Here is a 17175-nt window from a genome sequence, read left to right on the forward strand (position 1 = left end):
GCAGTCCAGCAGCCGGCAGCCCGACGGGCGGCAATCCAGCCGGCGGCAGCCCGCGACCGGCCAGCGGGCAGCGGGCAGCGGAGCCCGCAGCCAGCAGCCCCCGGCCGGCAGCCCAGTAGTCCGGAAGTCCGGGAGTCCAACGATCCGGCAGGTCGGAAATCCGGCAGGCCTGCGGGAGGCCGATCAGCCGGGGATCTCCGATGCCGTCGGTTCAGCGGGCCGGGGCTCGGGGGTGCTCGGCGAGGGCGGCGGTCGATGTGCTCGTGGCTCGGCGGGCCGGTGGCGTCGGCTGGTTGAGGTGTTGAGGGAGGGGATTGTTCAACGAGGGGATGTGGGGATTGTGGGTTGAGGGAGGCGGCCCAGGGTGAAGGCGACGGCCAGGTCCAGCGCGCCTCGGACCACGGCCAACGGGTCCAGGAGGTCCTGGCGGGTGGTGACCAGGTGGGTGGCGGGGAGGGTCAGGGCTTGGGACAGGGCGGGGAGGTCCGCGTGCTTCGCGGCGGTGGCGAGGGCGAGCCCGGCGCCGCGGACGTGGCACGCGGGGCCCGAGTCGCCGGCCGCGGTGGCCTTGTGCAGGGCTCGTAGGCGGGCGGGGTCGGTGTGGGCTTCCAGGAAGGCGCTGCGGAGGGTCAGGTGGGCGGTGGGGCGGCCGGATTTCCTTGCCTCGTCACGCAAAGCACGGCAGCGGGTCGGGTCGCCCGCCGGGTTGTGCAGGGTGATCGCGGTCGGTGTGAGGGTGACCTCCTCCGCGGTTCCCGGCACGGTCGGGTCGGGTCGGGCGGCGGTGATCGCGGTGCGCGGGGAGTCGGCGAATTGCAGCACCACCAGGTCCCGTCCGGCGTGCGAGCGGAGCATCCGGTACGCGGGCAGCGCCAGGTACGACGTCAGCACCACCGTCGGACCCGCCAACCCCAGCAGCGGCGTCGCGTCGGTCACCGGGGTCGGGTGCCACACCAGGTTCGGGTGGCGCAGGACGCGGTGCCCCGCCGCCGGCCACGCCCACTCCGCCGGCAGCGTCGTGCGCCACCCCGGTCGCACCACCGTCCGCGCGCCCGCCACCACCTCCACGTCACGCCAGTCGGCACACCCCGCCAGGTCGCCCAACTCCCGGATCCCGTCGTCGTGCGCCACCGTGGCCAGCACCGACAACGCCGTCCGCGAGTCGCACGGCACCGCCCCGGCCTCCAGCGCCGCACCCACCCGGGCCGCCGCCGACGGGAGTTCGGCCCGGTCCACCTCCGCCAGCGCCGCCGCGATCACGACCGCCGTGGCCGCGCCGTCGCCGTGCCGGGAACGCATGGCCCGGACCAGGGGCGCGGCGGCGGTGATCTCGTCCAGGACGTGCTCCGGCGCGCCACGCCCGTAGTGCGGCAACAGGTGGTCCACCGCGTGGGCCAGCCCCACCGAGCCGACCACCGCGACCGGCGGGACGACACGCCGGTGGCGGTTCGGGATCAGGTCCACGTCGGACGTTCCGCGCACCACCGGGCGTTCGGCCGACACCACCGCCGAGGCGATCGCGGGCAACGACAACGACTCCCCCGGCACGCCCTTCCGCAGCACGTCCAGGAAAGCCGGGCCGAAGTCGGGCGACCGGGCGCCTGCCGACGACGCCAGCACCACCGACCCGGGCGCCGGCACGACCCGCGCCCCGAAATCGCAGTCCAGCACCAGAACCGGTCGGCGCGCCACCGACATCCGGGCCAGCACCAGCGACACCGGCACCGAGTCGAACCCGGTGCCGGTCGGCGTCGAGGAGCGGAAGGCCAGGTGCGGCACGCCGTCCCGGTCCAGCAGCGCGCGTCCGGCGAAGTACACCAGCAGCACGTCGCGCGCACCGTCCACCACACCCAGGAACGGCACCAGGTCGGCGGGGCCCGCCAGGTCCGAGGCGACCTCGCACACCCCGAACGACGGCGCCAGCACCTCCCGCAACCCCTCCACCACGGTGGAGTCGCCGATCAGCAACGCCGCGGAGCGGTCCCGGTCTGGCAGCACGCGCGCAGTGTCCGCGACCGCACGAACGCGGACAACGCACGACGGCGGGTTCAGAGCAGGAGTTGGAAGATCGTGCCGCCGACCACCGCGCCCATCACCGCGCCCACGACCACCTGCGGCGCCGTGTGGTCGCCCAGCGCCACCCGCGACCACGCCACCCACGCGACGAGCACCGCGCCGAGCAGCACCCACGGCCCGTAGGTGAGCGCCAGGATCACCAGCGCGCCCGCCGCGACGGCCGCGTGGATCGACACCTTCCACCGCGCGCCGAACGTGACCGCCAGGCACACCACCAGGCTCAGGAACATGGCCAGCGCCAAGGCGAGCATCGCGCGCGGCGCGTGACCGAGGAACAGCGCCGCGATGCCGACGCCCAACGACGCCGCCACGGTCAGCAGCGGCACGACGCGCCCTTCGCGGTTGGTCACGTGGTGCCCGTCCCACCGACCGGCCCGCGCGCCGCGCACGATCACGACCATCGGGATCACCGACCCGGTCACCCCGACGACGAGGCCCCACAGCAGGGTTTCCGGGACGCTGCTGGTGGCGTGCCACGCCACCAGCAGCGGAAGTCCGAGCACGAGCACCCAGGGTGCCAACACCTCCGTCGCCACGCGCGCGAGCAACGGCGTTTCCCCCCGGGTCGTCATGACCGGGGAGGTTACCGGTAGCCGTTCCGGGTGTAGGCGAGGCTGAACGCGCCGCGGTTGCCGAAGTACACCGACACCAGGTACGCCGGGTCGGTCGCGAGCAGACCGCGCTGGAGGTCGGACCCGTCGTTCTGGTCGTCCCAGCCCCACGCGGTGTTCGCGGCGTTCTTCTTCCCGTTGTCACCGCGGAACGTGCCGAACGACGCGTAGGTCGCGGAGTCGGCGCGCCGCGCCCACAACCCGCCCGGCGCGAACGAGTCCACGAGCCGGTACCCGACGGACCGGTCGTTGCCGCCCGAGGGCACCTCGCCGGTCGCGGCCGGCTGGTAGACCACGCCGTCACCGCCGGGGAACTCGACGCCGGTCCACGCGAAGAGCCCGTGCCCCTTGGCTTCCTGACGCGTGGTGAACCGGCCGTTCTGGAGCACCAGGGTGCCGTCGACGGACTCCCGACCACTGGTGAACGTGCTGCCCGGCGCGACGTAGGAGTAGAAGTCGCTGTGCGCCACCGTGACCACGGCCTCCAGCCGGCCGTAGGTCGAGCCGTCCTTGCGCACGGTGGCGAGCAGGCCCTCCATGTCGTTCTCGTGGGTGAACTGCCCCAGCGGGTCGGGGAAGTCCTCCCAGTCGCGCGGGTGGTAGAAGGAGTAGACGACGAACCAGTGCGTCGACGTCTCGACCACCGAGTAGTACCCGGCGCCGGTCAGCCGGGTGACGTCGTCGTCCTGGTCCTCCCAGTTGTTCAGGGTGTTCCACTCGCCGTCGTAGTCCACAGTGGACAGGTAGTCGGCGTCGTAGTCGGACGAGTCGGTGTCCTGGTGGTGCACCGGGGCCCAGTGGAACGCCAGGTCGGCGTCGCTCGCCGCCTCGGCGGGCGCGGTGAGGAAGACAGGGAGCGCGAGGGCCGCGGCCAGTGCCGAGACCACCTTGCGGGCAGGGGTCATGCTCCACCTCCGTCAGGTCTTCCGGAGAAGCCTTCGGGCCGCGCCGGACCCCGAGGTGAAGTACCGCCCAACTCCAGGCGGAAATCAGGTGATCATTGGCCGTTCACCGCCGCAGGAGTCCACAAAGGACACGAGCAACCCTCACGCGGCGGGGAACATCCGGGCCATCCCGGGCGGTGGCGCGAACGGCCGCCACCGGCCTTCGGGCAGCGCCAACCGGTCCGCCACCACCCACAGCACGGTCGCGTTGTACGCGTAGCCGAGATGGCTCGACGCGACCGCGACGTTCTCCTTGCGCGGCCCCGGTTCCTCGACGCACGTCTGCCACGCCACGATTCCGTCCGACTTCGAGTACACCGAGGTCGCGGGCACCGGGAACGGCGGGCGGGTGTGCTCGGGCGGCGGCATCTCCGCGCCGGCCGTGTAGAACCGGGACAGCAGCTGGTAGAACGGGTTCACCCGGGTTTGCCGCAGGTCGGTCATCGCGTACGGGCTGCCGAGCGTGACGACCTGGCGCACCAGGTCCGGCCGCTCCCGGGCGAGCTCGCGCGCGAAGATGCCGCCCAGGCTCCACCCGACCAGGCTGACCCGGCCGGAACCGGCCAGCTCCGCCAACCTCTCCCGCATCCCGGTCACCACCTCGACCGACGGCCCGAGGTTGCGCCCGAGCCCCCAGCCGTGCACGTCGTGCCCGAGCCGTTCGAGGAACCGCCGCAGCATCACCGTGGTGCCGTCCGCGCCGCCCAGACCCGGCAGCACGAGCACCGGGTGCCCGTCACCGCTGGGCGCGGCCCGCAGCAGCGATCTGGTGACGGCGTACTGCCCGAGGTCGACCACGGCGCGCGTCGGCTCCGTGAGGTACCAGACCAGGCCGGGCGGGACATCCGGTGCCATGGCGCCTCCCCTCGCTCCACGTCGAGCGTGCTCCCATGATGTTTCGCGGAGGGGCCTTCGGTCCAGTGCCGGGAAGTCTCGATTTCAGCGCCGGCCCGGGGTCAGACCGTGCCGGACGGGTGGCCGTGCAGGCCGGGACCGGCCACCGAGACGGTGTCCAGGAACGCCGTCGACGCCTGGTAGGAGGTGGCGATCAGATCGGCCGTGTGGGTGAAGTCGAGCGGGGTGACCGGCTGCACCGGCGGGCCGGGCAGGTAGAGCACCGGCACGTCGCGCGCGGCCAGCTCGGCCTCCAGCACGGCCTGGTTGCGGGTGCCGAGGGTGGCCCAGAACAGCAGCGTCTCGGCCAGGTTCTCCGGTGGCTTCGGCAGGTGTCCGGGGAACGTGCAGTCCAGCACCACGAGCGATTTCGCGCCCAGCGCGAGGGCCTGGCGGATCGGCACGTTGGCCAGCACGCCGCCGTCGTAGAGCACCCGGCCGTCCCGGCGCACCGGCGGGTACACGCCCGGGATGGCCGCGCTGGCGAGGACGGCGCTGGTCAGGTCGCCCTCGGTGAGGGTGACGGCGGTGCCGGTCGTGACGTCGACCGCGACCGCGCCGAACGGCAGCAGGAGGTCGGCGAACGTGGTCGCGCCGGCCAGCCCGAGCCGCAGCACCTCGGCCAGCCCGGTGTTGGGGAACAGGTGCGTCCGCTGCCGCCGCGCGGTGCGCAACTGCGCGAACAGCCCGCCCGGGAACACCCTGGGCCGCGTCATGTGCGCCCAGATCGCGGCCAACCGCTCCGCCGCGCGCGCCGGGTCCAGCGCGAGCAGCGCGCCGTTGACCGACCCGACCGACGTGCCGACGACCAGGTCCGGCCCGATGCCGTGCTCGGTCAGCGCGCGCAGCATCCCCACCTGCGCCGCGCCGAGGCTGCCGCCACCGCCCAGCACGAACCCGACCGGCGGCTCCAGTGCGATCACCCGCCGATCGTCGCACGCCGCGGGTGCGCCGGCCGGGCGCGACGAGCGGGTGTCGCGCCCGGCCGGCAAGGGGGTCCACATCCTGGGTGGTGCTGGTCGGCGGGCCGGGCGGGTGCCAGAGTCGGTGCATGTCCCAGGCCACCGGGCTGTGCACGCGCCGCCACGTCGACTTCCGACGGCAGGCGAGCGCCTTGTGTGCGCCGCGCGGTCGCCTCGCCTGAATCAGTCCACAGAGGACACCCCTCGTGCGGGAAGGGACAGGTATGCCCCAGCCACGTCGTGCCGCGACCGCCGCCACCGTGCTGCGGTCCGTGCTGGCCAACGGTCCGATCGCGCGCAGCACCATCGCCCGGCTCACCGGGTTGAGCGCGGCGGCCGTGACCAGGCAGTACGCCGAACTCGCCGATCTCGGTCTGCTCCGCGAGGTCGCGGAGGACCGGGTGCCGCGGGCGACCGTCGGGCGACCGCACGTGCCGGTCGACATCGACGTGGACCGGTACGCGGTGTTCGGCGTGCACATCGCCTACGCGCACACCACGCTGGCGGTCGTCGACCTGCGCGGGCGGGTGCTCGACCAGCAGCGCGAGTCGCACCGCGGCACCACGCCCGAGGCGGTCCTCGGCCGGGTCGTGGAGCGGTTCCCGGCGTTCCACCGCGACCACCTCGGCGACCGCACGCCGCTGGGCGTCGGGCTCGCCATCGGCGGCTGGGTCGACCCGGCGCGCGGCGTCGTGGTGCGGCACAGCCAGCTGGACTGGCGCGACGTCCCGGCCCGGGAGGCGTTGCGCCCCTTGGGTCTCCCGGTCCACCTGGAGAGCCACAGCCGGGCGCTGGCCCGCGCCGAGCAGCTGTTCGGCGCGCAGCGCGGTCGGGGCAGCCTGGTGCACCTGTTCGTCGGCAACGTGGTGGACGCCGCGATCGCGACCGGCGGCACGGTGCACCGCGGACCGCGCTCGGCCGCGGGGTCCGTCGCCCACCTGCGCCTGGAGGGCAGCACCGCCGAGTGCCCGTGCGGACGACGGGGTTGCCTCCAGGCCACGGTGTCCGACCGCGCGGTCGCCGAACGGGCCGTGCGCGACGGCCTGATCCCGCGCGCGGACCTGCAACTGCTGGTCCTGTCGGCCCAGTCCGGCGACGAGCGGGCGAGGCGGGTGTTCCGCGAGCGGGCGAGGCAGGTCGGCCGCGCGGCGGGCCTGCTGCTGGATGTGATCAACCCCGAGGTGCTGGTGGTGACCGAGGCCGGGGTGATCTGCCTCCCCGAGTGCCTGGACGAGGTGCGGGCCCAGGTCGGCGACCGCGGTGAATCGGTGGTGCCGACGAGTTTCGGCGCCGACGTGCTGAGCGTCGCGGCCGGCTCGGTGGTACTCGACACCATTTACGACCACCCGCTTGCACTGAGCGCCTAGGCGTTAATTTCCGAAATCGCAAAATTGACCTCCGGCACCCGACGAGTAAGACTGGACAGGTAAGCAAAACAACCGCTGACCTGCGAAGGTCTATTTTCGCGCGCCGTGAGGAGAATACCCGTGACGGCAACGTTGAACACCCTCGTGGTACGACCTGTGGCCGGGCACATCGGTGCCGACATCTCCGGTGTCGACATTTCCCGACCGTTGCCGGAAAAGGCCGTCGAGGAGATCCGGAACGCACTGTCCAGGTACAAGGTGGTGTTCTTCCGGGAACAGGAGCTGGACCACGCGTCGCAGATCGCGTTCGGCCGCCGGTTCGGCGCGCTGACCTACGCGCACCCGCACGACGACGCGCCGCCGGAGGGCTTCCCGGAGATCTTCACCATCGACCCGCGGCGCTACGAGGAGCGCTACGGCCCGGAGTTCCGCGACCGCGTCGTGCGCCGCCAGTACAGCTACTTCGCCGGCTGGCACACCGACGTCACGGCCGCGGTGAACCCGCCCGCCGGGTCGATCCTGCGCGCCGAGACGGTGCCCGAGCAGGGCGGCGACACCACGTGGACCAACCTGGTCGCGGCGTACGAGGGCCTGTCCGCGCCGGTGAAGTCCTTTGTGGACGGACTGCGCGCCGAGCACCGGTACGGCGGCGCGGAGCGGATCTCGGGCAGCGGGTCCTACGCCAAGCGGGTCAACGACAACCTGCTCGTGGCGGTGCACCCGGTGGTCCGCGTGCACCCGCTGACCGGCGAACGCGCGCTGTTCGTCAACCCCGGCTTCACCAGCCACGTCGTGGACGTCTCGGCGCGGGAGTCCAAGGCGATCCTCGACCTGCTCTACGCCGAGATCACCCGCCCCGAGTACACCGTGCGGTTCCGCTGGGAGCCGGGCAGCGTGGCGTTCTGGGACAACCGCGCCACCGCCCACCTCGCGCCGCGCGACCTGGAGCACCTGGACGTGGAACGCCGCCTGCACCGGGTCACGCTGATCGGCGAGGTGCCGGTGGGCCCAGACGGCCGCGAGTCGGAACTGGTGGCGGGCAAGCCGTTCACCGACGAGCACACCGTGAAAGTGGACTGACACCACCGCATCCGCCCACCACGACCTGGGACTCCCGACATGACTCAGCCCTCCACGCCGGCACCGACCCGGCGTTCCCTCCTGGCCGGCCTGCTCGGCGTGGGCGCGCTCGGCCTGGTCGGCTGCGCGCCGGCGGACGGCGCGGCGGGCGCGCCGGCGCCGGCCGGCCCGCTGCCCACCGCGATACCGCCGGGCACCAAGCTGACCATCGGCATCCGGACCACGCTGAGCCAACTGGAACTCTCCGGCCGGCTCGCGAAGCTGCCGTTCGAGGTGCCCGAGTGGCCGAACGTGCTCGCCGGGCCGGACGTGATCCAGGCGTTCCGCGCGGGCTCGGTCGACGTCGGCCTGAACGCGGGCATCCCGCCCATCCAGGCCGCCGCGATCGGGTTCGACACCAAGATCGTCGCGGTGGTGCAGCGGGAGACGCCGACCTACACCTTCGCCACCGCTCCGGGCAGCGCCGTGAAGTCGTTGGCGGACTTCAAGGGCCGCAAGATCGCGTTCTCCCAGGGTCAGGCGCAGGGCGTCGTGGTGCTGCGCACGCTCAAGGAGCTGGGGCTGCGCAACGACGAGGTCGAGCTGATCTCGTTGACCAGCAACCAGTTCCTGACCGCGTTGCAGTCCCGGCAGGTGGACGTCGCGGTGCTCGCCGAGCCCAGCACCACCAAGTACCTCGACCAGTACGGCAAGGACGGCGCGCGCGCCATCCCGATGACCGCCGTCGACCTGCTGGCCGTGCTGTGGGCGCCCACCTCCGTGCTGCGCGACGACGCGAAGGCCGCCGCGATCCGGGCCTTCGTCCCGTTCTGGGCGCAGGGCCTGGTGTGGGCGTGGGAGAACCCGGAGCCGTGGATCGAGGCCTACTACGTCAAGGACCAGGGCGTCACCGCGGCCGACGGCAGGCGGATCGTCAAGGCCCAGCCCCGGCCGTACTTCCCGGCGTCGTGGGACGAGGCGATCCGCTGGGAGCAGGAGACCTCGGACCTGATGGCGCAGGGCGGTTTCACGCCGAAGGTCGACGCGTCGACGTTGTTCGACCGGCGGTTCGAGTCCCTCGCCTCCGAGTCCGTGCCCGCCCTCTACCGGAGCAAACCATGACGCACACGCTCAGCCCGCCCACCGAGGCCGCGCCCGTGCCGGAACTGCGCGCCACACCGCGAAGACGACGCCTCGGACCGGGCACGCCCGTGCCCTACGGCCGGTTGATCGGCCCGGCCCTGATCCTGGCCGTGTGGAGCGCCGCGTCGGCCACCGGCTGGCTCGACCCCCGCGTGCTGTCGGCGCCGTGGACCGTGATCGACACCGGGATCACGTTGACCCAGAACGGGAAGCTGCCCGAGAGCGTGCTGGCGTCGTTGCAGCGCGCGGGTCTGGGCTTCCTGTTCGGCGCGGTCGTCGGCACCGCGCTGGCGCTCGCCGCCGGGTTGAGCCGGGTCGGCGAGTCGCTGATCGACGGCACGGTCCAGGTGAAGCGGTCGATACCGTCGCTCGGCCTGATCCCGCTGCTGATCCTCTGGTTGGGCATCGGCGAGGGCTTCAAGATCGTGGTGATCGCGATCGGCGTGGCCGTGGTGATCTACATCCAGACGCACTCCTCGTTGACCGGCATCGACAAGCGCTACGTGGAGCTGGCCGAGGTGGTCGGGTTGAGCCGGGCCCGGTTCGTCCGCCAGGTCGTGTTCCCCGGCGCGCTGCCCGGGTTCTTCGTCGGGCTGCGGCTGGGCGTGACCGGCTCGTGGCTGTTCCTGATCGTGCTGGAGCAGATCAACGCCACCAGCGGCATCGGGTACCTGATGTTCCAGGCCCAGAACTACGGCCAGAGCGACGTGATCGTGGTCGGGCTCCTGGTGTACGGGCTGTTCGGCTTCCTGTCCGACGCCGGGTTGCGACTGGTCGAGAGGCGGGTGCTGGCATGGCGGCGGACGTTGGCCTGACCGCGGTGCGGGCCCGGAACCTGGTGCGCCGCTTCGGCGACCGGGACGTGCTCGCCGGGGTGGACCTGGACATCGCGCCGGGCGAGTTCGTCGCCCTGCTGGGGCGCAGCGGTTCCGGCAAGTCGACGCTGCTGAGGGCGTTGGCGGGCTTGGACTACGACGTGGCGGGCAGCGGAGAACTGCGGGTGCCGCAGGAGGTCTCGGTGGCGTTCCAGGACTCGCGGCTGCTGCCGTGGGCGCGGGTGCTGGACAACGTGCTGCTGGGCGTGACCGGGTCCGACGCCCGGGACCGCGGCCGGCGGGCGCTCGCCGAGGTCGGGTTGAGCGGCCGGGAACGGGCCTGGCCCACCGAGTTGTCCGGCGGCGAGCAACAACGGGTGGCGCTCGCGCGGTGCCTGGTGCGGGAACCCGTGCTGCTGCTGGCCGACGAGCCGTTCGGCGCGCTGGACGCGTTGACCCGCATCAGGATGCACGACCTGCTGCGCGAGCTGTGCGCGCGGCACCAACCCGCGGTGCTGCTCGTCACGCACGACGTGGACGAGGCCGTGGAGTTGGCCGACCGGATCGTGGTGCTGGAGGAGGGTCGCATCGGGCTCGACGTCCGGGTGGACCTGCCCGAGCCGCGTTCGCACCGCGACCCGCTGTTCCAGTCCCACCGCGACCGCCTGCTGGCCGCGCTGGGGATCACCGAGGGAGTGTCGTCGTGACCCAATTGCACCTCAACCTGTTCCTGCACGACACGGGCCACCACGAGGCGTCGTGGCGACTTCCGGAGAGCGACCCGCACGGGCACCTGAGCATCGCCTACCACGAGCGGTTGGCGCGCACCGCCGAGGCCGCGCTGTTCGACTCGGTGTTCCTGGCCGACGCGCCGGTGCTGTGGGGTCACGTCGGCCGTCGCCCGTCGGGCACGCTGGAGCCGACCGTGCTGCTGACCGCGCTGGCCCGGGCCACCTCACGGATCGGGTTGATCGCCACCGCGTCCACCACCTACAACGAGCCGTTCAACCTGGCGCGCCGGTTCTCCTCGCTGGACCACGTCTCCGGCGGTCGGGCGGGGTGGAACATCGTCACGACGGCGGGCGACGAGGCGGCGCGCAACTTCGGTCTGGAGGGCCAACCCGCGCACGTCGACCGGTACGAGCGGGCCGACGAGTTCCTCACCGTGGCCAAGAAGTTGTGGGACTCGTGGGACGACGACGCGATCGTGGCGGACAAGGACCGGGGTGTGCACGCGGAAGCCGCGCGGGTGCGGGCGATCGACCACGAGGGCCCGCACTTCCGGGTGCGCGGACCGCTGAACGTGCCGCGCTCGCCGCAGGCCTACCCCCTGCTGGTGCAGGCCGGGTCGTCGGAGAACGGCCGCGGTTTCGCCGCCAGGCACGCGGAGGCGGTGTTCACCGCGCAGCAGACCCTGGCGCGGGCGCAGGCCTTCTACGCCGACCTGAAGCGGCGCGCGGCGGCCGCCGGGCGCGACCCCGACCACGTGAAGATCCTGCCCGGCCTGGTGCCGGTGATCGGGTCGACCGAGGCCGAGGCGCTGGCCGCGGAGGCCGAGCTGGACCGGTTGATCCTGGCCGAGGGCGCGCTCGAGCAGTTGGCCGGGTTGCTCCGGGTGCCGCGGGACTCCCTCGCGCTGGACCGGGAACTGCCGGCGGACCTGCCGTCCGAGGACGAGATCGAGGGCGCGAAGTCGCGGTACACGCTGGTGGTCGAGCTGGCCAGGAGCGAGCGGCTGACCGTGCGGCAGCTCATCGGGCGGCTCGGCGGCGGGCGCGGGCACAAGACGTTCGCCGGCACGCCCGAGCAGGTCGCGGACACGATCGAGCGCTGGTTCACCTCGGGCGCGGCCGACGGGTTCAACATCATGCCCGCCGTGCTGCCGTCCGGGCTGGAGGCGTTCGCCGAGCACGTGGTGCCGATCCTGCGCCGCCGCGGGTTGTTCCGCACCGAGTACACCGGCTCGACGTTGCGCGAGCACTACGGCCTGCCGCGACCGGCCAACCAGTTCGCGCTCACGCCGGTGTGACCGTCCACAGTGGATTTCCGGTGCGGGCGGAATAGCGCGGTTCGGCGCGGTGTTGCGCGCACGTGGGGGAGGCCGCAGCGGCGTCCCGGTCGAGAATGAGGGCAGCATGAGTCACCGACCGTTCGGCCGGACCGGGGTCCGGGTCAGCCCGCTGGCGCTGGGCACGATGATGTTCGGCGCCTGGGGCAACCCGTCGCACGAGGAGTCGGTGCGGATCGTCCACCGCGCCCTGGACGCCGGGATCAACCTGATCGACACGGCGGACGTGTACTCGGCGGGCGAGTCGGAGGTGATCGTCGGCAAGGCGCTGGCCGGTCGCCGCGACGACGTGGTGCTGGCGACCAAGTTCCACGGCGCGCTGGGCGAGGACGTGAACCGGCGGGGCAACTCGCGGCGCTGGGCGGTGCGCGCGGTCGAGGACAGCCTGCGCCGGCTCGGCACCGACTGGATCGACGTCTACCAGGTGCACCGGCCCGAGCCCGACACCGACTTCGACGAAACCCTGGGCGCGCTCACCGACCTGGTGCGCGCGGGCAAGATCCGCTACATCGGCACCTCCACCTTCCTCGCGTCGGACATCGTGGAGGGCCAGTGGATCGCGGACCGGCGCGGTCGGGAGCGAGTGGTGGCCGAGCAGCCGCCGTACTCGATCCTGGCCCGCGCCGTGGAACGCGAGGTGCTGCCGGTCGCCCAGCGGCACGGCCTGGCGGTGATCCCGTGGAGCCCGCTCGCGGGCGGCTGGCTCACCGGCCGGTACCGGGTGGGCGGCGAGCAGCCGCCGTCGTCGCGCGCCGAGCGCTTCCCCGGCCGCTACTCCATCGCCGAGGCGGAGAACGCGGCGAAGCTGGAGGCGGTGGAGGCCCTGGCCCGGTTGGCCGAGCAGGCCGGGTTGTCGTTGGTGCACCTGGCACTGGCGTTCGTGCTGGAGCACCCGGCGGTGACGTCGGTGATCATCGGGCCGCGCACCCCGGAGCAGTTGGAGGGCCAGCTGGGCGCGGCCGACCTGCGGCTGCCGTCGGACGTGCTGGACGAGATCGACCGCATCGTGCCGCCGGGCGTCACGCTGTCCGCGCGCGACCTGGGCTACCACCCGCCGTCGATCACCGACCCGGCCCGCCGCCGGCGCTGAGGTCCCCGGCGGGGCTCAGCGATCGCGCTTGACGAGGTTGCCGAGCCCCGCCAGCAGGGACACGCCGAGGATCCAGCCGGCGAAGGTGAACGCGGCGGTCACCCAGACCACGTCGCCCTTCTCCTGCCACAGGTCCTGGTAGCCGAACCGGGCCACCGGCAGCAGGAGGTCGACGGTGTAGAGCACGGGGTGGAAGTGCGCCTGCGTGTCCTTCGGCACGAACGCCTCCACGCCGAGCAGGCCGAACACCAGCCAGCCGACCCCGATCGCGACCAGGTACCACCACAGGATCCGCAGCGGCCGGAACCCGTACCAGACCGTGTACTTGAACAGCAGGTCCAGCGTCCGGCGCGGCCACCGGGCGAGCGCGCTGCGCGCGTCCTGGCCCGCCACCAGCACCTTCTTCGCGTCGTCCGGCAGTCCGGCGGCCTCGTAGACCTTGGCCAGCTGGAGGTAGATCTGCGGGCTGTACTCGTGCTCGCGCAACCGGGTGATCCGGGTGTGCGGGTCGACCCCCTCCGCGGACAACCCGCCGTAGACGAAGTCGTTGAGCCGCAACCGCTTCTCGGTCGTGAGGCCCTGGTCGTCGAACCGGCCGGCGGTGACCTGGCGCAGGTCGACGTCGTCCTTGAACTCGCCCGCGAGCCGCAGGTGGCCGTCCACGGTCGCTCCGGTCAGCACGAGTTTGCCGTCCGCGACGAAGTCCTTGCCGCACAACAGGTTCTGCGCGATGTGTGCACGGGCGAGGTCGAGTGCGGCGCGACCGCGACTGGTGAACCGGCCGCCGTCGAGCACCAGGCTGCCGCCGATCTCACACCCGGTGAGGTCGACGCCGCCGTTCAGCTCGCAGCGCAGCACGACGTCGCCGGACACCTTCAGACCGTCGGCGCTGACCGCGCCCGCGATGTCGGCGCCCGAGCAGTCCAGCAACCCCTCGAACCTGGCCCACCGCAGGTCGACGTCCCCCTCCACCACGCACCCGCTCTGCCACAGCACGGGTTCCTTCACCACGAGGCCGGCGCAGTCCAGCGCCACGCCGCCCTTGTTGCGGAACGAGGCGCGCTCCGCCCGGAGCCGACCGCCGACCTCGCCGCCGATCATCCGCACCGCGCCCTCGGCGGCGAACCCGTTGGTGAGCAACAGGTCGTCGCGCACCACCAGACCGTCGGCGGCCAGCGCGTCCGCGCCCGGGTTGAGCAACCTCGTTCCGCACAACCAGACCTGGCCGTCGACGTGCGCGCCGTTCAGGGTGACCTCGCCGGTCACCACGCACCCGGTCGCGATCAGGTTGGCGGACAACGAGACCTGGGTGGCGTGCAGGCCGGGCAGCGTGCAGCAGGTGAGGTAGAGGCCCGCGAGGGAGGCCTGTTCGAGGTTGGGCGGTCGGTCGAACACGCAGTCCCGGAACTTGACCGGGAAACCGAGGTGGCCCGCCTCCAGGTCGAGCACGCCGGTGATCGTCGCCGAGCGCAGCGCGACCATCCGCGGCTTCGCGCGGGCCAGCAGGTCTCGCAGGTCTCCGGCCGCGATCGTCGCGCCTTCCGCGGAGAAGTCGACCGCGCCTCCGGCCTCGACGGCCGCTCGCAGGCGTTCCAGGGTGGTGGTCATGACCTGCCTCCTGACCAGGGGCAATGGGGTGACCGTTACGTCGTTCAGGGGAGACGCCCGTTACTCCGCATAGCCGAATGTTCACTCGAACGTGGGACGAATCGGCTGGTCGGGGTGAGCCGGCCCCTGAGTCCTCCGGCTCGGCGTGGTTGGGCACAATGCCGTGGTGACCACAGCCATTCACCAGAGGATCGCCGACGAGCTAGGGGTGCGGGCGGGCCAGGTCGGGGCTGCCGTCGACCTGCTCGACGGCGGATCGACCGTCCCGTTCATCGCCCGCTATCGGAAAGAGGCAACGGGGGCGCTCGACGACGCCCAGTTGCGCACCCTGGAGGAGCGGCTCGGTTACCTGCGCGAGCTGGAGGACCGGCGGGCCGCCGTGCTGGAGTCCATCCGCTCCCAGGGCAAGCTGGACGACGCGCTCGAGGCGGCCGTCCTCGCCGCGGACTCGAAGGCCCGGCTGGAGGACCTCTACCTGCCGTACAAGCCCAAGCGGCGGACCAAGGCGCAGATCGCCCGCGAGCAGGGGCTGGAGCCGTTGGCGGACGCGCTGCTCGGCGACCCCGGCCTGGACCCGCTGGAGACCGCGCGGGGCTACCTGACCGAGGAGGTCGCGGACACCGGCGCGGCGTTGCAGGGCGCGCGGGCGATCCTGGTCGAGCGGTTCGGCGAGGACGGCGACCTGATCGGCGACCTGCGCGAGCGGATGTGGACGCAGGGTCGGGTGGCGTCGAAGGTGCGCGAGGGCAAGGAGGAGGACGGCGCGAAGTTCTCCGACTACTTCGACTTCTCCGAGCCGTTCGGGAAGCTGCCGTCGCACCGGATCCTCGCGTTGCTGCGCGGTGAGAAGGAGGAGGTCCTCGACCTCACCTTCGACCCGGCCGACGAGGACGAGCCCACCGGCTACGAGGCGCGCATCGCGTCCCGGTTCGGCGTGGACGACCGGGGCCGGCCCGCGGACCGGTGGCTGTCGGACACCGTGCGCTGGGCGTGGCGGACCAGGATCCTGGTGCACCTGGGCATCGACCTGCGGTCGCGGTTGCGGCAGTTCGCCGAGGACGAGGCCGTCAAGGTGTTCGCGTCGAACCTGCGTGACCTGCTGCTCGCCGCGCCCGCGGGCACCCGGTCCACGATGGGGCTCGACCCGGGCTTCCGCACCGGCGTGAAGGTGGCCGTGGTGGACGCGACGGGCAAGGTCGTCGCCACCGACACGATCTTCCCGCACGTGCCGGCGAACCGGTGGGACGAGTCGGTGCACAAGCTGGCGGCGCTGGCGAAGGCGCACTCCGTCGAGCTGATCGCGATCGGCAACGGGACGGCGTCGCGGGAGACCGACCGGCTCGCCGCGGACCTGATCAAGAAGCACGAGGACCTGAGGCTGACCAAGGTCGTCGTGTCCGAGGCCGGCGCGTCGGTGTACTCGGCGTCGGCGTTCGCGTCGGCGGAGTTGCCGGGCATGGACGTGTCGCTGCGCGGCGCGGTGTCGATCGCGCGGCGGTTGCAGGACCCGTTGGCGGAGTTGGTGAAGATCGACCCGAAGTCCATCGGGGTCGGGCAGTACCAGCACGACCTGTCCGAGTCGAAGCTGTCGCGGTCGCTGGACGCGGTGGTCGAGGACTGCGTGAACGCGGTGGGCGTCGACCTGAACACCGCCTCGGTGCCGCTGCTGTCCCGGGTGTCCGGCATCACCGCCGGGTTGGCCGAGAACATCGTGGTGCACCGGGATTCCCACGGCCCGTTCCGCAGCCGGCGGTCCCTCAAGGACGTGGCCCGGTTGGGGCCCAAGGCGTTCGAGCAGTGCGCGGGCTTCCTGCGCATCCCGAACGGTGACGACCCGCTCGACGCGTCGTCGGTGCACCCGGAGGCCTACCCGGTCGTGCGGCGGATCCAGCAGAGCGCCGGTGGTGCCGCGTTGATCGGGAACACGACGGTGCTGAAGTCGTTGCGGCCGCAGGACTTCGTGGACGAGACGTTCGGGTTGCCGACCGTGACGGACATCCTGCGCGAACTGGAGAAGCCCGGCCGCGACCCGCGTCCCGCGTTCAAGACCGCGACGTTCGCCGACGGGGTGGAGAAGATCGGCGACCTCAAGCCCGGGATGGTGCTGGAGGGCGTGGTGACGAACGTGGCCGCGTTCGGGGCGTTCGTGGACGTCGGCGTGCACCAGGACGGGCTGGTGCACATCTCGGCGCTGTCGGACACGTACGTGAAGGACCCGCGTGATGTGGTGAAGTCGGGCGACGTGGTGCGCGTGAAGGTCCTGGAGGTCGACATCCCGCGCAAGCGCATCGGCCTGACCCTGCGCCTACAGGACGACCCAGCCCGCAAACCCCCGAAGGACCAACCCCGCGACGCCCGCGCGGGTGGCGGCGGCGGCCGCAACCCCCGCCAACAGGGCCGCCCGCAACAACGCCAGGACCGCCCGCCCGCCAACAACGCCATGGCCGAAGCCCTCCGCCGAGCCGGCCTGGACGGCTCGAAGTAACCACGCCGGTGGCGGGTGGAACCCACACCCCCAGCCCGGTGGCCGGTTGGTGC

At 72.5% G+C, this 17175-nt stretch carries 14 protein-coding genes; 8 read left to right on the forward strand and 6 right to left on the reverse strand.

What is annotated here, in order from left to right:
- Nucleotides 1–318: 318 nt before the first annotated feature.
- The 5 genes from AB0G50_RS24545 to AB0G50_RS24565 form a co-directional block, all read right to left on the reverse strand.
- Nucleotides 319–1998, reverse strand: a complete 1680-nt coding sequence (locus tag AB0G50_RS24545) for a hypothetical protein (protein WP_360112567.1) — start codon at nt 1996–1998, stop codon at nt 319–321.
- Nucleotides 1999–2048: 50 nt separating this feature from the next.
- Nucleotides 2049–2648: a hypothetical protein gene (locus tag AB0G50_RS24550; protein WP_360112569.1), complete on the reverse strand. Its 600-nt coding sequence runs from the start codon at nt 2646–2648 to the stop codon at nt 2049–2051.
- A gap of 11 nt (nt 2649–2659) precedes the next feature.
- Entirely contained in the window at nt 2660–3592 is a 933-nt protein-coding gene (locus AB0G50_RS24555) for a hypothetical protein (protein WP_360112571.1), read from the reverse strand.
- 141 nt (nt 3593–3733) lie between these two features.
- The gene (locus AB0G50_RS24560; protein ID WP_360112573.1) at nt 3734–4486 is read right to left on the reverse strand and encodes an alpha/beta hydrolase; all 753 of its coding nucleotides are present in this window, start codon (nt 4484–4486) and stop codon (nt 3734–3736) included.
- A gap of 101 nt (nt 4487–4587) precedes the next feature.
- Nucleotides 4588–5448, reverse strand: a complete 861-nt coding sequence (locus AB0G50_RS24565) for a patatin-like phospholipase family protein (protein ID WP_360112575.1) — start codon at nt 5446–5448, stop codon at nt 4588–4590.
- Nucleotides 5449–5711: 263 nt separating this feature from the next.
- Here AB0G50_RS24565 and AB0G50_RS24570 point away from each other — a divergent pair, with 263 nt between their 5' ends.
- From AB0G50_RS24570 to AB0G50_RS24600, 7 genes are all read left to right on the forward strand, one after another.
- Nucleotides 5712–6854 carry an ROK family protein gene (locus tag AB0G50_RS24570; RefSeq protein ID WP_360112577.1) on the forward strand — a complete coding sequence of 381 codons (1143 nt, stop codon included), beginning with the start codon at nt 5712–5714 and terminating at the stop codon, nt 6852–6854.
- 120 nt (nt 6855–6974) lie between these two features.
- On the forward strand, nt 6975–7934 hold the full coding sequence (locus AB0G50_RS24575; RefSeq protein WP_360112579.1) for a TauD/TfdA family dioxygenase: 960 nt from the start codon (nt 6975–6977) through the stop codon (nt 7932–7934).
- A 39-nt stretch (nt 7935–7973) separates the two neighbouring features.
- A complete protein-coding gene (locus AB0G50_RS24580) occupies nt 7974–9035 on the forward strand; it encodes an ABC transporter substrate-binding protein (protein ID WP_360112581.1) in 1062 nt (353 codons plus the stop codon).
- Nucleotides 9032–9871, forward strand: coding sequence for an ABC transporter permease (locus AB0G50_RS24585; protein WP_360112583.1), 840 nt, complete (start codon nt 9032–9034; stop codon nt 9869–9871). Before AB0G50_RS24580 ends, AB0G50_RS24585 begins: the two co-directional genes overlap by 4 nt.
- Nucleotides 9850–10578: an ABC transporter ATP-binding protein gene (locus AB0G50_RS24590; protein ID WP_360112585.1), complete on the forward strand. Its 729-nt coding sequence runs from the start codon at nt 9850–9852 to the stop codon at nt 10576–10578. The genes AB0G50_RS24585 and AB0G50_RS24590 overlap by 22 nt, the downstream gene beginning before the upstream one ends.
- Nucleotides 10575–11900 carry an LLM class flavin-dependent oxidoreductase gene (locus AB0G50_RS24595; RefSeq protein ID WP_360112587.1) on the forward strand — a complete coding sequence of 442 codons (1326 nt, stop codon included), beginning with the start codon at nt 10575–10577 and terminating at the stop codon, nt 11898–11900. Before AB0G50_RS24590 ends, AB0G50_RS24595 begins: the two co-directional genes overlap by 4 nt.
- A 106-nt stretch (nt 11901–12006) precedes the next feature.
- Nucleotides 12007–13029, forward strand: coding sequence for an aldo/keto reductase (locus AB0G50_RS24600; RefSeq protein WP_360112589.1), 1023 nt, complete (start codon nt 12007–12009; stop codon nt 13027–13029).
- Nucleotides 13030–13044: 15 nt separating this feature from the next.
- On the opposite strand, the gene AB0G50_RS24605 is transcribed toward AB0G50_RS24600, so the two are convergent.
- Nucleotides 13045–14637 (reverse strand): hypothetical protein, encoded by a 1593-nt coding sequence (locus AB0G50_RS24605; protein WP_360112591.1) that lies wholly within the window; start codon nt 14635–14637, stop codon nt 13045–13047.
- A 166-nt stretch (nt 14638–14803) separates the two neighbouring features.
- On the opposite strand from AB0G50_RS24605, the gene AB0G50_RS24610 reads away from it, so the two are divergent.
- Nucleotides 14804–17122, forward strand: coding sequence for a Tex family protein (locus AB0G50_RS24610; RefSeq protein WP_360112593.1), 2319 nt, complete (start codon nt 14804–14806; stop codon nt 17120–17122).
- The last annotated feature ends 53 nt before the right edge of the window (nt 17123–17175 follow it).

The sequence above is a fragment of the Actinosynnema sp. NPDC020468 genome, assembly GCF_040642015.1.
GTDB lineage: Bacteria > Actinomycetota > Actinomycetes > Mycobacteriales > Pseudonocardiaceae > Actinosynnema.